Below are 20813 nucleotides of genomic sequence, written 5' to 3' on the forward strand. Positions count from 1 at the left end.
TAGCGATGAGTAAAAAAATACTGATTTGTTTTGGAACCAGACCGGAAGCAATAAAAATGGGTTCATTGGTTCATGAACTGAAAAAAGAAAAGGCCTATAATGTAAAAATATGTGCTACAGCTCAGCATAGGGAAATGTTGGATCAGGTTCTTAGTTTTTTTGAAATTGTTCCTGATTTTGATCTGGATATTATGAAAGCCAATCAATCACTTAATGAATTAAGCAGTCGTATATTTATAAAAATAGACGCTATACTTTTAGATTTTGAACCAGATTTGGTTCTTGTGCATGGAGACACTACTACTTCAAGTGTGTGTGCCTGGGCAGCTTTTCATAGAGGAATAAAAGTGGGACATGTTGAAGCGGGGTTAAGAACTTTTAATAAACACTCTCCTTTTCCTGAAGAAATTAATAGACAGATAACGGGAAGAATTGCAGATTACCATTTTGCTCCCACAGATATTTCCAGGAACAATTTACTTCAGGAAAAAAATTCATCTGAAAACATTGCTGTTACGGGAAATACGGTTATTGATTCGTTATTATGGACGGTTAACAAATTAAATAATAATTTCACTAATGAATCCATCCTTAATTTAACCTCTAAAATAAATCCTGATAAAAAAATTATTTTGGTTACCGGGCATCGAAGGGAAAATTTTGGTCAGGGTTTCCTAAATATATGTAAATCCTTAATTTCTATTTCAGAGAATACCGATGTTGAAATAGTTTTCCCTGTCCATTTAAATCCTAATGTACAAAAACCAGTTACTGAACTTCTGTCTGATTACGATAATATTCATTTGGTTGCCCCTATGGACTACCCTACATTTGTTTGGATAATGATGAAATCGTATTTAATAATTACAGATTCAGGCGGAGTTCAAGAAGAAGCACCTTCTTTAGGGAAACCAGTTCTGGTAATGAGAGATACTACCGAAAGACCCGAAGCGGTGGATGCCGGAACAGTGAAGCTAGTTGGTACAGATTTCGAAAAAATAACCTCCGAAGCTTTTAGTTTATTAAACAATTCTAAGTTATACGAAAAAATGTCAAAAGCCCATAACCCATATGGGGATGGTAAGGCAAACAAAAGAATAGTAAATTTCATAAATAAGAACTTATGATTCCTAAGATAATACATTATTGTTGGTTTGGTGGTAATCCGCTTCCTGCACTGGCTGTGAAATGCATTGATTCTTGGAAAAAATTTCTTCCGGAATACGAAATTATTGAATGGAATGAAAGCAATTTCCCCATTGAAAGTTTCAGGTTTGCTAAGGAGGCATTAGATCACAAAAAATTCGCGTTTATTTCAGATGTTTGTCGGCTTTATGCTTTAAAGAAACATGGAGGAGTTTATATGGATACGGATGTGGAAGTATTGAAACCTCTTGATGATTTTTTAAATAAAGCAGCGTTTTCAGGTTTTGAAAATGACGATTTTGTTCCTACGGGAATCATGGCTAGTGTAAAAGATGGTATATGGGTTGAGGAGTTGCTTAAATATTACGATAATCGTCCTTTCGTCAAAGAAAATGGTGAATTAGATATTGTTTCTAATACGTATATCATAACTGCTATGATGAAAGAGAAAGGGTTTATTATGAATAATAGTTTTCAGGAAATTGACGGATATGTTACCTTTTATCCTAACGACTATTTTTGCCCTAAAAGTTATAAAACTGGAAAAATTGAATTAACTAAAAACTCGTACTGTATCCATCACTTTTCGAAATCCTGGGTCCCATTAAGAAAAAAATGGAGAAACATTTTGAAAATGAAAATGATGAACCTATTTGGTCATAAGAATGTTCAAAGGTTAATTAATTTAATTGGAAAATAATGAAGGTTATTTATATAACTGAGCAGGTTTACTTGTATGGTGGCGCCGAAAAAATCCTTATACAAAAGCTTAATTATTGGGCTGACATATATGGATATGATGTATTATTGATCACCTCGGAACAAAGGAACAGGGAAGTATGTTATCCGCTATCAAAAAAAGTTTCTCATATCGATTTAGATGTGGGGTATAAAGAAGACGTGAGTTATTTTAAGTGGGTAAATCTAACAAAATTCCCCAAACATTATAAAGCTTTGAAAAAAGCTATAAAGGAATTTAATCCTGATGCCATTTTTCTAATTTCATTATCTTGGATCAGACTAGTTTTACCTTTTTTAACAAAAAAGCCCACTTATAATGAGTACCATACCTCCTATTATGGGTTTCATTTAAAATTACAAAGCAAGTCTTTTGTCGGTAAGCTTAAAAAGAAGCTTTGGGATTTAGTAATCAATGTTGTCGAAAATTATTATACGAACATTGTATTTCTAAATAGTGAAGAATTAAATTTTTATAAAAGAAAGAATGGAGTTATCATTCCCAATTTTTTTGAAAGGGTTGATTTTATAGAAAAAACGGAGAAAAAGAAACAAATCATTTCTTTAGGGAGAATGAGTTATCAAAAAGGTTATGATCTTCTAATAAAGGCATGGGCGAAAATAGATAATAAAATTGAAGGTTGGACTTTGCAGGTTTACGGAGATGGAGAAAATAAAGAAGCCTTGTTAAAAGAACTAAACTCCTATAATTTCAAGAACAAAATGTACTTAAATGATGCCATCCCTGATGTAAATATCAAATTAGCCGAATCTGAATTCTATGTGATGAGTTCTAGATTTGAAACATTTCCTATGGTATTACTTGAAGCGCTTTCGCATGGGTTGCCTATTGTGTCTTTTGATTGTCCAACCGGACCTAGAAGCATTATGATTGAGAACGAGGATGGTATATTAGCCAAGCCTGATGATGTGGAAGATTTGGCTAAAAAAATGTTATTACTAATTACCGATGAAGAGTTACGTGGAAGCATGTCAAAAAAAGCCATAGTCAATATCAATAGGTTTAAACCTGAATATGTTATGGATTTATGGGATAAGTTAATTAAAAAAAACAGTAAAGTAACCCAATGAAAGATTAATAAAATTTTGAATGATTGAGTTTATACCATTAAAACATTATTACGCTGTATATATGTATAGCTGTTTAGCTATTGTCCTGTTTTCAATAATTCATACTTGGGTATTGAAAATGGATGATAGAAAAAATATAGCCTATATTAATGTAGTGGGTGTACTCATATTAACTTTATTCATTTTTTACATTGGACTAAGACCTGTTAGTGGACGCTATTTTACTGATATGCGCACTTATGCAAATCATTTTAACTACTATGCTGCTGGTGGAGAGCTTTTAATGGAAAAAGATGTTGTTTTTCATTTTTTCATGAAAACTTGTTCTAGTTTTTTATCCATAAACGTATTCTTTTTGCTGTGTGCCTTTTTGTACATTTTCCCCATGTATAAAATATCAAAGGCCTTTTTTAAAGACTACTGGTATTATTGTTTTTTGATGTTCATTGTATCATTCTCATTTTGGTCTTATGCTGTTAATGGTATAAGAAATGGCATTGCAACATCAATATTCTTATGGGGTATATCTTATCAAGAAAATAAAGTTAAAATGGCAGTCTTATTATTGCTGTCTACTTTGTTTCATAAATCAATGTTATTACCAATTTTTGCATATGTTATCTCTATGCTATATAATAACCCGAAGTTCTACTTATTATGCTGGTTAAGTGCTATACCTCTTTCAATTGCTCTGGGAGGTGTTTGGGAATCCCTATTTACAGCACTAGGTTTTGGGGGTGACAGGCTAGGAGGCTATTTATCAAGTGGAGGCGGACAAGGGAGTCCTGGATTTAGATTTGACTTTTTGTTTTATAGCAGCTTTGCCGTTTTTGCCGGATGGTATTTTATTTTTAGAAAAAAATTTAAGGATAACATTTACAATCTCCTTTTTAACACTTACCTAATAACCAATGCATTTTGGATTTTGGTTATTAGAGCACACTTTTCAAATAGATTTGCTTATCTATCTTGGTTCATGATGGCAATTGTTATTGTATATCCATTATTAAAAGAAGTACTTTTCAAAAGACAACATGTAAAGCTTGGAAACATCTATTTTGTGTATTTTTCATTTACATTTTTTATGTGGTCTATTTATTATTCTGATTTATTTGGTTCATGATTAAAGTTAGTGTTATTATACCAATGTATAACGTTGCACACTATCTTGATAGATGTGTAAATTCTGTTATAGAACAAAACTTAAAGCCCGATTCGTTTGAGGTTTTAATGATTGATGATGAATCTCCTGACAACAGTCGTGAGGTAGCTAATCAACTTTCAAAGAAGTTTAGTTTTATAAGAGTTTTTTCCCAAAAAAATAAGGGGTTAGGAGGTGCCAGAAATACAGGCATTCAAAATTCCAAAGGAGCATACATTCTATTTTTAGATGCTGATGATTGGTTATTACCGAATAGTTTAAAAGATCTTATTTCTACTTCTGATGAGTATGGATTAGATATTCTTGAGTTTGGAGCGAATCGCGTTGCTGAAAACGGAAATACTATAAATACCCTATCTATAAGTACGAATAGAGTATATAGTGGTATTGAGTATTATAATACTATTAAATATTCTGGATCTGCCTGTAATAAGTTATATTCAAGATTATTTCTTCAATCTAATGGTTTATTGTTTTTAGAAAAAATTTATGGCGAAGATTTTGAATTTAATACCCGCGCTTTATTTCATGCAAAAAAAATATTGGCTATAAAAAATGTCTGTGCAGCTTTTTTGCAGTCTCCAAATTCCATAACCAGAAATAGAGATAAAGTAAAAAAAGACAAATACCTTAATGATTTTGTTATAATACTTTCGAGTATTTCAAATTTTTGGAAAAGTCTTTCTGATGTTCAAAATGATGAGGCTAAGACTGCCTTTTTTAGAGAGCGCTTAACTATGGTGAATATCAATGCTTTCTACCAAATGTTCAAAAACAATTATTCCTATGATGAAATTAACAACTATAGGAAGAAACTAAAGAGTAAAGATTTATTTTATATAAACCATCCGGTTGCAATTAAAAAGAAAGATCTGTTTAGAAAAGTAATGCTTAAAAACTTTTTCCTGTTTAGAATTAGCCAACCTATAAAAAGAGTGATTAAAAAATAGAAATATGGAGGAAAGAAAGATCATCTTTTTTGACGGCGTTTGTAACTTATGTAACGGCTTTATTGATTATGTAATTAATAGAGATAAAAATAAATCTATTTTCTATACCACATTGCAATCAGATTTGGCTAAGGCAAAACTTAAGGATTATAATATTTCATTAGAAACGGAATATACTACTATTTACTACTACGCTAACAATAAGTTGTACAGTAAGTCTTCTGCTATTTTACAAATATTTTTACAGTTGTCTACTTTCCATAAGATAACCTCCAGAATCTTTTGGATAATTCCAAAGTTCATAAGGGATGGTTTTTATAGCTTCATAGCTAAAAACAGATACAGGTTTTTTGGAAAGAAGGAAACTTGTAGATTACCAACCGAACAAGAGAAAAAACAATTTTTATAAAATCAATTAAATATGAAAACAAAGAAAATAGTTATTAGGTATTTTATTCCTTTAGTTATGCTCTTCTTTTTTGTAAGAAACATAGTTCTGGTAGAAACTCATGATTTAGACAGCTGGATGGGAGGAGGCATGCGTATGTTTGGTAAAATAGATAAAATGCTGTATCGCGTATCAGGTTTTAATGTTGAATATAATAATAAGGGTTACTTTGTGAATCTTAGAAACATCAAAGAATTAGAAGATCAATACGTTGAAAGTAAAATTCTTCCAAGCGAAAGTAGATTACAAGAAATTCTGGAAGAAATTAAAGACTATAATTGGTGTTATAATGAATCCACTGATAAGATCACGATTAGCGTAAATGAAGAAACATGTAATCATCCTATTCCATCTGGAAACATTAAAAATATTGAAGTTTACAAGATTCAATATAATGCAGAAAGTAAAGAAGTAACATTAAAATTAATTAATAATGTCAAAAGTTTATAGTACAAAATCAATTTTAGGTCTATTTTCCAAAGTGAAAGAAAATGCTTTATCCTTAAAATCGGACGATTTAACAATTTTAATATTAAAAATGATATTGATAATATTGCTGATCTTAATGAAAGATAACGCTGTATTATCTATATTAATGCCTGTAATTATTGTTCCGGGTTTACTTTTTAAGGCAGTAACATTGAACAAATATTATTGGTTACTATTATCCTTATTTAGTGCTATTCCCTATTTAATACTGGATCTTGTGGGCTATGTCCCAAACCATAAACATATTTTTGCTTATGTGATTTTGGCCGTGACCATAATTTTGTTTTTATCGAAAGAAGAAGATATCCTTGAAAATTTAAGACATCAGTCTAAATATATTATTGGGTTATGTTTCTTATTTGCTGTAGCTGGAAAATTCCTGGCACCGGAATTTATGGATGGAAGATTTTTTGAATTCACGAATACAGCTGATCCCAGATTTTACGGTTTTACTTCATTTATTGCAGATGTTGATCCGTTAGCTTTGAAAGCTAATGAAACTAATATAGAGAACCTAATGAGTACGACAAATCCGAACACAGTTTTCACCTTAAATGGAGCTCAAAACCTTCACTCAATAGGATTAATGATATCTTATTGGACCATTTTTATTGAAGGTATGATCGCTATATCATTTTGTCTTCCAGGTTCATTCTTATTATCGAAATACAGAAATATCTTCTTAATTGCTTTCGTACTGACTACCTACCCTATTGCAACGGTGTATGGTTTTGCAATAATCCTGACTACACTTGGTTTTATCCAGTCCACAACTAAGAAGAACCAATTGACCAAATACTCATTATTCTATTTAATTGTGTTTATTTTTCTACCACTAATTAAAATTCCATTTATTCGTGTTTTAAGCTCTATCTTTTAATTACACTGAATTAACTTAAATAAAAAAGAGATGCTATTAATTTAGCATCTCTTTTTTATTCTAATTATAAATCCTAATAATTAAAAACAATTATTATTGCTGTCAGCTATCTCACTGCTATTTGTTGTTGAATCAATTCTTATACAAGTTTTATTCGAAGCCACATCAATTGCATTATTTGAAATACTAATGTCCGTATTAACCCTTCTTAAATATATACCATCATGGTTTGGAGTAGTAATTTCATTATTATTAAAGGTAATATCATTAGAATCGTATAGTTCAATACCATGATTAAATTTATTGTTTTCAAAAACAAGACCATGGGAATCAATAATTTGAGAGTATCTTGGACCATAGAATTCATTATTCTTTATAAGAACAGTGTTATTAATTGATTCAGATGCTGTATTACATCTATTAATTTTTATAGAGTTTTGCACGGCAGTAATACTGTTTCCTTCTATTGTAACATTATTTAACTCGGTTATATTTATTGCCATACCCTTACTGCTATCTACATCGCTATCAATAGTGTTATTATAAATATCAGAGTTTGTCAATGAAATTGGAACAATTCCAACAACATTATTTAGTATTGTATTGTTAAATACTTGAGTCTCTGTATTCTTAACATTAATACCTACGTTAAAACCAGTTACAGTATTACCTGAAATTTCATTATTTCTTGTAGATTTTGAACTGCTTTTACCTCCATCAATTCCAGTAGTACTATAACTAGAAGGGGTTGAGGTTATAACGTTGTTTATTATTTTTGTTCCTTCAGTATATGAATATCCAATACTGTTTTCTGTTATATTGCTGTCAATAGTTACATTAAAACCTATATGAACCGTTAATCCGCCACGTGCACTTCCTCGTTCAGTATTATTTCGTATTAAAATATTTTCGGCCCTTTCAAGATATACATATCCTCCATTACCATCTGAATTTCTTGTTGATTCAACATCTAATCCGTATCTTGGATTTGTACCTAAAGACTTTTGTGTATCCACTCCAGCATTCAAAAGCAAATTATTTTCAATTGTAATATTCATTCCTCCTGTAATAGAAATATTGTTTCTTCTATTACTATCAAATGTACAATCTCGTACAATAACATTATTTGAAGGTCTGTAATCAACATCATACGTAAAATTTAATGAAGATATTTTAACACCGTCTCCAGCACCATACATCATGCGAACATTAGAAACAGTAGTATTCACAGCTGCTTTTAATTCCATAACATGTCCCCATTCATGCGAGCCTCCACTTGAATAATCATGTTCATCCCGATCTCCAATTAAATTACCTCCTGTAATGGTAACATTTTTAGCATCATAAACGGACATTAGCGAATAACGGTCTCTACTATTTGGAAACACTCTAAGATTTGTATTGTCTGTCATTATTAAATTGAAATCAGAAGGTACATTAATAGCTTCAACCCATGGATAAAAATTTTGATTTGAAGTACCGCTGGTTACTTTGCTTACTTCAAAATAGGCATCTATTTCATCAATAATGAATTCAGTAATTCCTAATTCTTTGATTTCATTCATAATAGACTCAAGAATGTCTCTGTTTCTAAGAGCTATCTCCGAGGTAGTCTCTCCCTGAACAATCTCCCAACGCTCTGGAACAAAATTAAAAGCAGGGTCTTTTAATTGAGGGGTAGATCCTGTTATGGTTAATGCAACATTTAAAAGATCTCCATCTATAACAGATCCTTCAGAAAAATTAAGTGTTCCATTAATAATCTCACCACCTTCATATAGTATAGTTACATTTGCCGGTAAGTTTACCGTTGCACCACCTAAATCCATCACACAATCTATAACGACGGTGGAATTGGGCTCTATATCATTTAAAGAAAATTCACAGGGTAAACTGGGATCAGCAGAAGTTGTAGTATCATCCGGAGTATCAATTTCCTCTTCTTCCTCCACTGGTGTTTCCTCTTCTTCTACTTCAGTAACAGGTTCAACAAATAACTCTTCATTGTTGCAGGATACGACGGTTAGTGTGAATCCTAATAGTAAAAAAAATAGCGTAGCTTTAATTGTCTCTTTCATAATAATAATAATTTGGGGCATTCAATAATTTGTTCAATAGTAATTTTTTTTTTAGTCATAATCGCTATAAAACATTTTTTTTCGATGAAATACGAAAGCTGTTTCCTACTTGATCGATTAAAAGTTGTTTTTTTACGATTAAATGCTTTTTTTAAATATTTATATATACGCTAATTCAATAAATTTAGATTTGCACATACCCATAAAATTTTAAAAGCTGTCAAAAATATATTGAAATAACAAAAATTCAATAAATTGTTAATAACTTTTAATAACTAATTGGTTAAAAACCAATATGTTAAGGTTTTTTTTACAATTACTAAACTTAATAGTAACTTAAGTATTAATACTTTATCTAACATTTGCAATACATTTTATTCCTTGAGCAATTAATGGTTTAAGCAATTGTTAAACGAATTTATGTTCCATATAGCCTATATAACTGAAGTGATTGTAAAAATTTATTATGTTTGCTAACGACAAAAACAGCTTAACCTTTTTATGCAAAAAAAACTTATCCGAATAACAACTGTCCCTAGATCTATGGCAGGGTTATTAAATGGACAGCTCAAGTTCATGACAAATTATTTCAAGGTTATAGGCATCTCATCATCATCTGATGGTTTTCTGGACCAAGTAGCTATATTGCAGGCTATTAAAACCATTCCAGTTGAGATGACCCGTAAAATTACTCCTGTAAAAGATTTGATAGCCGTTTTGAAACTGTTTAGGATTTTTAAAAGAGAACAACCCTTTATTGTACATACGCATACACCCAAGGCCGGAACTCTCGGAATGTTGGCCGCAAGATTAGCAGGTGTTCCAAACAGATTGCATACCATTGCAGGACTGCCTTTAGTAGAGGCAACAGGATTTAAGCGTGCTTTGTTAAATTTTGTAGAAAAAATAACCTATGCATGTGCCACCAAAATATACCCTAATTCATATGGCTTACAAGAAATTATATTGGAAAACAAATTTACAACCAAATCCAAATTAAAAGTTATAGGAAACGGAAGTTCAAACGGTATAGATACCTCCTACTATGATACTAAACTTATTAGTGAATCAGAAAAACTAAAACTCAAAGAAAAGTTAGAAATTGCACCAAACGATTTTGTATTTGTTTTTGCTGGGAGGTTGGTGACGGACAAAGGTATTAATGAACTCATAAGGGCATTCGTTAATATTAATGACGAATTTAATAATACAAAACTTTTATTATTAGGGCCGTATGAAACGGCCATAGATCCGTTAAGTGATACCACATTAGAAATAATAAAACAACATAAAAATATTATAACCACAGGCTGGGTAGATGACATAAGGCCCTTTTTTGCAATATCAAATGCATTAGCGTTTCCAAGTTACCGGGAAGGGTTTCCTAATGTTGTATTACAGGCAGGGGCTATGAAATTGCCATGTATAGCAACGGATATAAACGGCTGTAATGAAATCATTATTAATAATGAAAATGGTATAATTATTCCGGTAAAAAATACTAAGGCTCTATTTGATAGTATGAAAGCAATGTACATGTTACCTAAAAAAGTACAAAGACAAATGGGTGAAAGATCGAGAAAAACAATTGTTTCAAAATTTGAACAGCAATTTGTTTGGGAAGCAATCCTCAAAGAATACGAAACATTATAGATTGTTTAACAAACAATTTAAGCGGAAATTACTTTTTACCCTATCATTAGATAATAAAAAGATATGATTCAAAAAATACATAGTGAATTTGCCATTTTCAGAGATGACAATTATCCTTTTTTGGCAGGTGGAAATAAGGCAAGAAAAATGATGGCTCTTCACAAAACAATAGAAGACAATAAATATAATGCCATAGTAACTACCGGTGGAATACAATCTAATCATTGCCGGGTAACAGCGCTTTATTGCCATAAATATAATTTAGACTGCACGCTTGTTTTGCATGGTGATGAAGAGGCGTTTTTAACAGAATCGGGAAATGCAAAAATAATTAGAAACACTTCTACTAATATTATTTTTTCCGAACCGGATGAAATTTCCTTTAATATGGATAGTGCTATTGATAGCTATAAAACTAGGGGTTTTAACCCATTTTATCTATACGGAGGCGGTCATACTCTTGAAGGCACTAAAGCTTATATCGATGTTATAGAAGAATTACTTGATGAAGATTATGTACCAGATTATATTTTTATTGCCAACGGTACAGGTTCTACGCATGCAGGCCTTTTGTGTGGCCTGGCAAAATTTAAATTAAAAACTAAAGTCATTGGTATTTCTGTTGGCAGAACTAAAAGTAGAGCAGAACAAGTTGTTGAATCATTCTGTGTAGAATTATGTGAAAAATATAACATTACAAATAAAATTGGGAAGATTGAAGTTAATGATACATTTTTATGCGGTGGCTATGGAAAATACAATGATGAGATTGATACCATTTCTAAATATTCCTTAAGCGACCATAATATTTTTCTGGACACAACCTATACCGGCAAAACATTTTATGGAATGAAAAAATATATTGAACAAAATGCAATTAAAGGTAAAATATTATTTTGGTATACAGGGGGTATATATAACTACCTTGCCAGGTAAAATATTTTTAAATTTAACAACACATTATGCTATACAAGAACATATTTAAAAGAGTAATTGACTTTTTTCTCTCAATAATAGGAATGTTGATCCTTTCCCCTGCTTTCTTGGTCATATACCTAGTTCTTTATTTTTCAAATGACAAAAAGGTATTTTTTTACCAGATTAGACCCGGATTAAATGACAAGCTTTTTAAAATAATCAAGTTCAAAACAATGAATGACAAAAAAGATGAAAACGGTATATTATTACCGGATATTAAAAGGGTCACAAAGTTTGGTAAAATTTTAAGAAAAACATCATTAGATGAAATACCTCAGCTAATTAATGTTTTTAGAGGCGATATGAGTTTAGTTGGCCCAAGACCCTTATTACCTCAATACTTGCCTTACTATACAGAACGGGAAAAACTTAGGCATACTGTCCGCCCGGGTATAACAGGCTATTCTCAAGTTAATGGCAGAAATAATCTGCCATGGGATGAGAGATTAGAAATGGATGCGCAATACACCGAAAAAATATCACTGATTTTTGATATTAAAATTTTATTCAAAACTGTTCTTAAAGTTATAAAGAGAAAAGATGTGGTAATTTTGTCAAGCGAATTCAATACAACAACTTTAGATTATTACAGATCACAAAATGAAAATGCTAATTAAATATTTTTCAAAAGAACATATAAATGCCCGTGTTAATTTAATTAATAATCCTTTAGTTAATAACAGTATGTTTTTCAATTTACCGGCTACTATAGAAGAAACTACTAAATGGTTTAACAACAAAAATAATGCTGTAAGAGTAGATTTAACATTTTTAAACAACAACAACGAGATTGTGGCCATGGGGGGAATCACAAATATAAGCCTAACAGACAGGATGGGAGAATTATATGTATTTGTGGACCCTGTTTTTCACGGAAAAGGAATAGGATCAAAAGCAACAAAGTGGATTGTAAATTATGGGTTTTTAAAACTCAACCTAAATAAAATATACTTGTCGACCAACGACGATAATATTGCCGCTTATAAAATTTATGAAAATTTAGGTTTTAAGCTAGAAGGATTACTAAGAAGTCATAAATGGAAAAATAACCGTTTTGTAGACAGAAAATTTTATGGCCTTTTAAAATCCGAATGGGAACATCAAGATTATAAAGAACAAAAAGTAAATTACATTCTCACATAATTTTCAAAATAAACTACTAACCTTAATTAATCATGAATATTTTATTTACTTGTGCAGGAAGACGCAATTATTTAATCAACTACTTTAAAGAAGCTTTAAATGGCGATGGAAAGGTTATAGCTGTAGACCAAAGTACTTTAGCACCTGCATTGGTTGATGCCGATATAGCTATTGAGGTCCCCGATATATATAAGAAAAAATATTTAAAAACAATCCTGAAAATAGCTAAATCAAACTCGGTTGCTGCCATCATATCTTTAAATGATTTAGAATTGCCAATTCTATCAAAAAACAAATCACTTTTTGAAAAGGAAGGCATAAAAGTTATTGTGTCAAATGAAATGGTTATAGATATTGGATTTGACAAGTTAAAGACCTTTAATTATTTTAACAGTTTAGGTTTAAAAACCCCAAAGACTTTTACAAAAATTGAAGAGGCTAAACAAGCGATCAAATCTGGAGCTTTGAAATTTCCTGTAGTTTTAAAACCTCGCTGGGGAAGTGCTTCCATTGGAATTGATTTCCCTGAAACGATTGAGGAGCTTGAGCTATCCTTTAAACTACAAAAAATAAAAATCACTAAATCGATATTGGGATTAGTTAGCAGTGAAGACATTGAAAATTCAATTTTAATTCAAGAAAAAGTTGATGGAAAGGAGTTTGGTTTAGATGTTGTGAATGATTTTGACGGGATGTACTTTGGTACTTTTGCCAGAGAGAAGTTATCCATGCGATCTGGTGAAACAGACAAGGCAATATCAGTTATTGACCCCCGCTTGGAAAAACTTGGAGAGAAACTGGGAAAGGCCTTGAAGCATATAGGAAATATGGATTGTGATGCCTTTGTAACTAAAGATGATGTACATATATTAGAAATAAATCCAAGGTTTGGAGGTGGTTATCCGTTTTCTCATGAGGCAGGAGTGAATTTAGCCTCTATATATTTAGGATGGCTGAGAGGAGAAACAAATGAAAATCTTGCAAAGTTTAATAATTATAAAGAAGGGATAATTTTTTCAAAATGTGACAGGTTAATAGAAATTGGAAAACCTGAGGACTCAACCAAAAACTTAATTGAAGAAATAACCCAAAAAGAAAAATGGGATGAACTGTTAGGAGAAATAGGTAGTTATGATTTTTATCATACCTACGATTATCACATGCTAGCAAGGAAAGACAATGAAATACCGGTAATTCTTAAATATACTGAAAACGATGTTATTATAGCCTTACCCATACTTATTAGAGAAATTCCGGGAACAAAATATAAAGACGCTACCTCCGTTTATGGGTACGCCGGACCAATTAATAAAGGAATTAATGGTAATTTTAATAATAAACACTTTATAAAAAGTTTAATAGGCTATTTTAAAGAAAAAAATATTGTATCTGTTTTTTCAAGATTAAACCCATTTATTTTAGGGCAGGATAAAACCTTAATCAATTTAGGAAATTTAGTAAATCAGGGAAAAGTAGTTAATATTGATCTAAAATTGGATTTAGATGTTCAGAAACAACATATTCAAAAACGTTTAAAAACGAACATCAATAGATTAAGAAAGCTTTGTTCAATTAAAAAGGCTAGTAATCAGGAAGGTCTGAAACAGTTCATTGAGATTTACTATGATAATTTAAATCGCGTAAACGCTACAAGATTTTATTATTTTAATTCGTTGTACTTTCAAAAATTACTATCTACCAATGATTTCAAATCTGAAATATTATTGGCTGTGGATAATGAAACAGGAGAAACAATTGGAGGGTGTTTATTTGTATTCACAAATTCAATTGTCCAATATCATTTATCTGGTGTTAAGAAAGCTTTTTTACATAAAAATCCAACAAAGCTATTAATTGATGAAATGAGAATTATTGCCACAGAGAAAGGGTACAAATACTTTAACCTAGGAGGTGGTTTAGGAGGACGGGATAATGATTCTCTGTTTCGTTTTAAATCATTATTTTCTAGTAATTATAGAGAATTCAAACTTTGGGAACTTATTATAAACCAGGAGGTGTATGACGAATTGGTTAAACAAAACAATATTACCGAAGGCTCCAGTTTTTTTCCACTATACAGGCTTAACGAAAAGAACGCTTAGCCATGCTAATCAACAACCCTTTTACTTCAGGAATTTTTACAAGTGTATGGAGAACACATTTCGCTAAAAGAAAACCTTCTGAGACTTACGGCATTTTTAACGATGTTTCGTTCGTTAAGTATAGCTTATGGCCCATTTTAATAAATACGGGAAAGAACCTAACCAAAGGAATAGCCTACACCATTAATTCAACAGAAACAGAAACAAATACAATTAAAAACAAAGTATTTTTAATTTTAGATGTAGCCTCCTATTTTGATGTACCGCGTATCAATTGGTCTACACCTTTAAGGCAAAAAAGGATTAAGCAATACCCGGGATATCTCATAAATTTAAAAAACTACGAAGATTTTTCGTCATACCTCTCCTCTACATTTAGTAAAAAAAGCATTCAAAAATTCAACAGATACAGGAGAAGGCTGGAACAATGTTTCGATATCACCTATAAAATCTATCATGGCGAGATAGATAAGGCCAACTATGATTTTATCTTTGATAGTTTTAAAAACTTGCTTGTTAAAAGATTTGATGATAAAAGAATAACAAATAACAATCTTAACCCTGAAGAATGGAATTTTTATAAAGATGTTGCCTACCCACTTATTCTTGAAAAGAAAGCATCCCTATTTGTAGTTTACAATGGGGAAACACCTATAGCGGTAAGATTGAACTACTACTCTGACACGGTTATTTTTGACGCAATTACCGTTTTTGACATAGACTACGACAAATTTCATTTAGGTAAAATATCACTCTATAACATGCTAGTTTGGGCCTTTGATACAGACTACAGTATATTTGATTTCTCAAAAGGTTATTTTGATTATAAAGAAAGTTGGAGTGATACCAAGTATGATTTCGAATACCATATAGTTTATAATTCGAAATCCCTTATAGCCAATCTAATTGCTAATGGTGTTTCATCACTTTACAAATTGAAGCAATATTTAAGAGAGAAAGCCATTAACAAAAAAATGCATCGGTTAACATTTATTCTTAAGAAAACACCAAAAAAACAAAAGTTTTCCCGTTTTAAAGCAAGTGAAAACAATGAAGAATTTAACATCAATGTATTAAGCGAAATAAATATTTCCGATCAACATTATGCATTCATAAAAAAGTATGTATACGATTTTTTATATCTTAAAAGCGAGCATTATAAAAATCTGAAAATTTATAAACTTCCTGATTCCAAAAATCGCTCCTTTTTAGTTAAAGGTAGCACTGCCTCAGTAATTTTATCAGAAGTAAATAAATAAAACTTTAGCAAACAATAGGTATCAATAGTCCAAATTAATGAACTAAGGTCAACTTCTACCCAACCAAATTCGCTTACCCTCCACTGTTTTATGACAAGTACAATCTTGTGTTCTATAATAACCACGCATATGCAGCCTATATTCCACAAATTCCTTATAATACGTAAAATCTTTTTTATAGCGCCCAAAGTTACTCACACTGATTGAAGTATCAAGAGACTTTACATAATGCCACCATTTCCGTGGATTATAAAGTGTATCACCGGGTTCCAGTATAACCTTGTAAACAACGGCGTCTCTAAACTTTGGAAATTTAGCTTCATCAAAATTATTGATATCAACCATACTGCCATGAGCATCATAATCATACTTTTTACTCTCGTACATTTTGGAACTGTCCTTTGGTGCAACCAGAAGAACTAATTTGCGTCCTTTAACCTGAGTCAGTATATTGTCAGTTGAATCCCAGTGAAATCCAGTCACTGTTCCCGCAGGACCTATCCATCCTCCAGGTGTATTGTACTTGGTATAATCTGATAAAATGGATAAATCAACATCCTTAAACAACTCCGGGAAATGACCAAAAATATTAAACATTGACAGATAGGGTCTTTCACTTTCTGGTTTCTCCTCGTAATCTTTTAGTTTTTTTAAATAAGTACTGAAGTCAAACCGTTCTACATTAATTTCATTTTGAATCACATTGCCTACTTCAACCCGAACGCTCTCTTCCAGTTTTAAACCTGATAAAAATTCAAAATCCCATTTTTTTAAAGCGGGCCAATTTTTAGCATATCCCTTCAATAAAACCGGTTTTCGTTTCTTGATGAAATTTTTATGAAATAATTTGTGATCAAATTCCTTGCTTTCCTCTAAAGGAATAGCGCTTTTAACGATATCATCTAAAATATCCATAAGTATATAGGTTAGGTAATTAATAGTTGACGACAATATACATATGATATATATATGTTTAAAAAAAAGGCGGTAAAAAAACAGCTTATCACGTTAAATTACATTATCATGGGAATAGCCAAAATTACTCAAATTAATATACTATTTGGTTCAGGGCATCAATCTGTTCGTTTACCAAGAATTACTGGCCTTTTGTCTATTAAAAAAAATAATCGTGCTTAAAATATTTAATTTAGAAGCTGTAAAACCCAAAATCTTTAACTTAAACCTTAACCAAAAGCAATTGAAAACACTTGTTAACGTTGTACATTATAGCTTAAATTTCTTTCAAAAAAGAAGCTTACCAGACATTTACCGGGATATTTCAATTGAATGGAGTCAATACAGGGAATCGGCTGTAAACTTCAAAGCAGAAGATTCAATCAAGAATCGAGGCTTAGTTAGAATTTATCGTATACCACCTTATTTTAAACTAGAGCTAAACAATCAGTATTACAGGAAGTTCGGGTTGAAGGAGATTGATAAAGGTTATTTAATTGATCTTACATCATACAACACAATTGACGACTATACGATTGATCAACTCAGTTCCAGAAAACGCAAACAAATGCGCTCTGCAATTAACAGGTTGGAAAGTTGCCTGGATATCTCATATAAATTCTATTTTGGAAACATCGCTCCTGAAACTTACAATAAACTTATGGATCGGGCTAAGGTATTTGCTTCCGAAAGGTTTAATCAGGTAAACAAAAGGCATCATCATCTTGGTATATGGAAAAATTTAAAACAAAGGTTTTACGATTTGATCCTAGAGAAAAAAGCTTCCATATTTGTGATTTATGATGGCGAGAATCCAATCGACATATGTTTGAATTATCATTTAAAGGGTGTAACCTGTAATATATTTACGAGCTTTGACATTAACTATTCGAAATTTGGTTTAGGCTCTATCGATCTGTACAAACAATTGGAATGGAACATCAATAACAATTATAGCATATTTGATATGTGCATGGGTGAATCCAATTATAAAAAAACCTGGAGTAATACCCCTTACGAACTAAAGCACCATGTTATAATTAAAAAAGGCTCCTGGTTAAGTCATTTAATAGCAATTCCCTTATTAGTTTATTTAAAACTCAGATTTAAACTGTACCGATATTCCTATGAGAATCCAAATAACTGGATTTTAAAACGTCTGGGGTTATCCAGTAGTGATTTGGATAAAACGACAAAATCGATCGAAACTGACAAAGCACCATTTGAATTAATGGAGCATGAGGTTTTTAAGATTAAGCTTGACAGAACACAAGAATTAGATATGACCTCGGATGAAAATCTGTTTTTGAAGAAATCATATTTAGACTATTTACATCGCCAAAAGGTACACAAGAATGGCACTAAAGCTTATCAATCATTGGATAATAAGGACACTTACTACATTAAAAGTGCCAACAATATTTTAGAAATAAATGTAAAACGGTAATTTTAACTATAACATGTCCTATTTAATACATAAAAGGAATATTTATAAAGCACTTTTTGAAGAGCAAGAGCTTCCAACCCATATTCGGAAAGTAGCTTTTAATACCACTGATGTTAGCTTACCTAATTTAAATAGGTACCAAGATAAGATTGGCGTTTTTAATTTATATCCGGATTATTTGAAGTTAACTACCCCGGATGGTTACCATAGTAGTTTTATCTACCAAAAGCCTGGGTTTGCAATTAATCTTAAGCCTTTTGATTCTTTCGAAGGTTTTGTGAAACAACTGAAACCCAACTTTAGAAAAGTTGTAAGAAGATCGGTAAAACGCTTAGAATCATGTTTCAATATTTCCTATCAGATGTATTATGGTGATATAGATAAAACTACCTATAATCTATTAATGGAACGCCTTATTGATATGATAGAACAGCGGTTTTCCCAACGTGAAGGAAGAAATCGTGTTTTGGAGGAATGGGACTACTATCATGGTTTTGCTTATGCTAATATTTTGAACAAAAAAGCCTCATTATTTGTAATTTACAACGAAAATGAACCTATAGAGATATCGCTTAATTTTCATCTGGGAAACATGATGTATAGTTCTATTTCTTCGTACGACCTCGATTATGGAAAATTTAGTCTTGGAAATATTGAGATATTCATGCAATTGGAATGGTGTTTCAATAATGATATTATTTTGTTCGATATGGGTTATGGAGATTTTGATTACAAGAGACGGTGGAGTAATCTAACCTATCAGTTCAAGACACTGATCATCTCAAAAAAGAACAATTTTATTTCCAAGACAGTCTGTTTTTGGAACCTCTTGAAATTTAAGACGATTAACTATTTAATAGCAAAGAAACTAAATAACAGATATAATAGCCTTTTAGGTTTTTTAAAAGGTAAAAAGGAAACGAAAGTAGAGACTGAGTATACCCTGAGCCCTATTGATGAGCTTCCGGAAGATGTCCGCCCAATAGATTTTAAAAGCTTTGAAAATCCGTCGTTAAAAAAGCCGATCTACGACTTTTTATATAGTAATTCTGAATTTGTCGACAAGGTAAAAGCCTATTCGATTCTTAGTGATACCAATAGCTTCATCATTGAAGGCAGTAAGATTAACTCAAAAATAACATTTGAAAATGCCTCAAATTAAACGTTATCAATTTTTATGGAATTATTTTAAAAGAAGCCAGGGCATTATCCCTGATTGCTATGCTAATCTCTATTTTAATGATAAGACCTTTTCAAACAAGCGTTCCAGGAATCAATTGGATGCTGTAAACTATATTAGCCTGTTCCCCAATTTTTTCCGGGCTGAATTGACCAAAGAAGCGTATAAACTTATCAAGGTTCCCCATTATGGTATGGATGGCTTAGGGATTTTACTTAATAAAGACTACACTTACGATAGTTATAAAAATGAACATATTAAGAAGTCGTTTTTAAAGGGGTTTAGACGCTCTCTAAGAAGGCTTGAAACCTGTTTAAATATTAGATACGAATATAATTATGGTAGTATTTCTGAAGAGAAATTAAAGCTTATTCTAAGTCACCTATATACAATGCTGAATGTCAGGTTTAAGGAAAAAGACACGAACAGTGTTTTTATGGACGAATGGGATATAAACACAGAAAATCTTAAGCAATTAATTGAACAAAAAAGATCGTCTTTATTTGTTGTCTACCATAATGATGATCCTATTAGCATATCTATTAACAGGCATGTTAATAATGATATTTTTCTTAGTGAATGTCATGCTTATGATACAGATTTCAGTAAGTTCGGTTTAGGGCATATCGATAATTATATGCTACTGAATTGGAGTATAGACAACAAGGTATATTTTTTAGATCTAGGCCTGGGAAGCGCAAGTTACAAAAACAAATGGTGCAATTTTGACTATAATTTAGAGTATCAAATCTATTATAAGAAAGGCATGATTTCGGCCAGGCTCGTGGCCAATTTTGAAGCCCTTAAAATCCATATTAAAAATAGGATAAAAAAGCTAAAACTTGATGAAGCCGCTTCCAGGTTAAAAAAAAGAAGTCCTAATGACAAGCCAGTTGCTTACACAACAGAGGCTATCAGCCTTGATGAAGCAGTCCGTAAAACTAAGAGCTTAAATTGTCTTAACAATTATGAGTCCGGCAAACTTACCAGAAGAATGGTAGTAGATTTTGTTTATACCTATGAAGAACATTTAGACAAGGTTTCCGCATTTAAAGTACATGAAAATTTATTTGTAATTAAAGGAGAAAAAAAGGCCATAGAGATTAAATTTTGA

General features: G+C 31.4%; 19 protein-coding genes. 17 read left to right on the top strand and 2 right to left on the bottom strand.

What is annotated here, in order from left to right; genetic code table 11:
- Positions 1-5 precede the first annotated feature (5 nt).
- The 8 genes from wecB to Q0983_RS14530 all read left to right on the top strand — a co-directional run bounded on the left by wecB (position 6) and on the right by Q0983_RS14530 (position 6905).
- Positions 6-1127 carry a UDP-N-acetylglucosamine 2-epimerase (non-hydrolyzing) gene (gene wecB / locus Q0983_RS14495; protein WP_299554758.1) on the top strand — a complete coding sequence of 374 codons (1122 nt, stop codon included), beginning with the start codon at positions 6-8 and terminating at the stop codon, positions 1125-1127.
- A complete protein-coding gene (locus Q0983_RS14500) occupies positions 1124-1846 on the top strand; it encodes a glycosyltransferase (RefSeq protein WP_299554761.1) in 723 nt (240 codons plus the stop codon). The genes wecB and Q0983_RS14500 overlap by 4 nt, the downstream gene beginning before the upstream one ends.
- The gene (locus Q0983_RS14505; RefSeq protein ID WP_299554764.1) at positions 1846-2976 is read left to right on the top strand and encodes a glycosyltransferase family 4 protein; all 1131 of its coding nucleotides are present in this window, start codon (positions 1846-1848) and stop codon (positions 2974-2976) included. Before Q0983_RS14500 ends, Q0983_RS14505 begins: the two co-directional genes overlap by 1 nt.
- 19 nt (positions 2977-2995) lie before the next feature.
- The gene (locus tag Q0983_RS14510) at positions 2996-4099 is read left to right on the top strand and encodes an EpsG family protein (protein WP_299554767.1); all 1104 of its coding nucleotides are present in this window, start codon (positions 2996-2998) and stop codon (positions 4097-4099) included.
- A complete protein-coding gene (locus Q0983_RS14515; protein WP_299554770.1) occupies positions 4096-5088 on the top strand; it encodes a glycosyltransferase family 2 protein in 993 nt (330 codons plus the stop codon). The genes Q0983_RS14510 and Q0983_RS14515 overlap by 4 nt, the downstream gene beginning before the upstream one ends.
- Positions 5089-5092: 4 nt before the next feature.
- Positions 5093-5497: a thiol-disulfide oxidoreductase DCC family protein gene (locus Q0983_RS14520; protein ID WP_299554773.1), complete on the top strand. Its 405-nt coding sequence runs from the start codon at positions 5093-5095 to the stop codon at positions 5495-5497.
- 12 nt (positions 5498-5509) lie between these two features.
- The gene (locus tag Q0983_RS14525; RefSeq protein ID WP_299554775.1) at positions 5510-5986 is read left to right on the top strand and encodes a hypothetical protein; all 477 of its coding nucleotides are present in this window, start codon (positions 5510-5512) and stop codon (positions 5984-5986) included.
- A gap of 115 nt (positions 5987-6101) precedes the next feature.
- On the top strand, positions 6102-6905 hold the full coding sequence (locus tag Q0983_RS14530; protein WP_299554778.1) for a hypothetical protein: 804 nt from the start codon (positions 6102-6104) through the stop codon (positions 6903-6905).
- An 80-nt stretch (positions 6906-6985) separates the two neighbouring features.
- On the opposite strand, the gene Q0983_RS14535 is transcribed toward Q0983_RS14530, so the two are convergent.
- Complete coding sequence (locus Q0983_RS14535) at positions 6986-8983, bottom strand: right-handed parallel beta-helix repeat-containing protein (protein ID WP_299554781.1); 1998 nt, start codon at positions 8981-8983, stop codon at positions 6986-6988.
- 501 nt (positions 8984-9484) lie between these two features.
- Here Q0983_RS14535 and Q0983_RS14540 point away from each other — a divergent pair.
- The 6 genes from Q0983_RS14540 (at position 9485) to Q0983_RS14565 (ending at position 16118) form a co-directional block, all read left to right on the top strand.
- A complete protein-coding gene (locus Q0983_RS14540) occupies positions 9485-10636 on the top strand; it encodes a glycosyltransferase family 4 protein (RefSeq protein ID WP_299554784.1) in 1152 nt (383 codons plus the stop codon).
- A gap of 63 nt (positions 10637-10699) precedes the next feature.
- Positions 10700-11572: a pyridoxal-phosphate dependent enzyme gene (locus Q0983_RS14545; RefSeq protein WP_299554787.1), complete on the top strand. Its 873-nt coding sequence runs from the start codon at positions 10700-10702 to the stop codon at positions 11570-11572.
- A gap of 26 nt (positions 11573-11598) precedes the next feature.
- Entirely contained in the window at positions 11599-12231 is a 633-nt protein-coding gene (locus Q0983_RS14550) for a sugar transferase (RefSeq protein WP_299554790.1), read from the top strand.
- Positions 12215-12757, top strand: a complete 543-nt coding sequence (locus Q0983_RS14555; protein WP_299554793.1) for a GNAT family protein — start codon at positions 12215-12217, stop codon at positions 12755-12757. The genes Q0983_RS14550 and Q0983_RS14555 overlap by 17 nt, the downstream gene beginning before the upstream one ends.
- A gap of 32 nt (positions 12758-12789) precedes the next feature.
- Positions 12790-14859, top strand: coding sequence for an ATP-grasp domain-containing protein (locus tag Q0983_RS14560; RefSeq protein WP_299554796.1), 2070 nt, complete (start codon positions 12790-12792; stop codon positions 14857-14859).
- Between the two features lie 2 nt (positions 14860-14861).
- On the top strand, positions 14862-16118 hold the full coding sequence (locus Q0983_RS14565; protein ID WP_299554799.1) for a GNAT family N-acetyltransferase: 1257 nt from the start codon (positions 14862-14864) through the stop codon (positions 16116-16118).
- A 48-nt stretch (positions 16119-16166) separates the two neighbouring features.
- Here the strand turns inward: Q0983_RS14565 and Q0983_RS14570 are convergent, their stop codons facing one another.
- Positions 16167-17033, bottom strand: coding sequence for a cupin-like domain-containing protein (locus Q0983_RS14570; protein WP_299554802.1), 867 nt, complete (start codon positions 17031-17033; stop codon positions 16167-16169).
- 214 nt (positions 17034-17247) lie between these two features.
- On the opposite strand from Q0983_RS14570, the gene Q0983_RS14575 reads away from it, so the two are divergent.
- The 3 genes from Q0983_RS14575 to Q0983_RS14585 are packed head-to-tail and all read left to right on the top strand — an operon-like array spanning position 17248 to position 20813.
- Positions 17248-18519 carry a GNAT family N-acetyltransferase gene (locus tag Q0983_RS14575; RefSeq protein ID WP_299554805.1) on the top strand — a complete coding sequence of 424 codons (1272 nt, stop codon included), beginning with the start codon at positions 17248-17250 and terminating at the stop codon, positions 18517-18519.
- 13 nt (positions 18520-18532) lie between these two features.
- Complete coding sequence (locus tag Q0983_RS14580; protein ID WP_299554808.1) at positions 18533-19681, top strand: GNAT family N-acetyltransferase; 1149 nt, start codon at positions 18533-18535, stop codon at positions 19679-19681.
- Complete coding sequence (locus Q0983_RS14585; RefSeq protein ID WP_299554811.1) at positions 19668-20813, top strand: GNAT family N-acetyltransferase; 1146 nt, start codon at positions 19668-19670, stop codon at positions 20811-20813. The genes Q0983_RS14580 and Q0983_RS14585 overlap by 14 nt, the downstream gene beginning before the upstream one ends.

Source organism: Seonamhaeicola sp. (genome assembly GCF_028281565.1).
Classification (GTDB): domain Bacteria; phylum Bacteroidota; class Bacteroidia; order Flavobacteriales; family Flavobacteriaceae; genus Seonamhaeicola.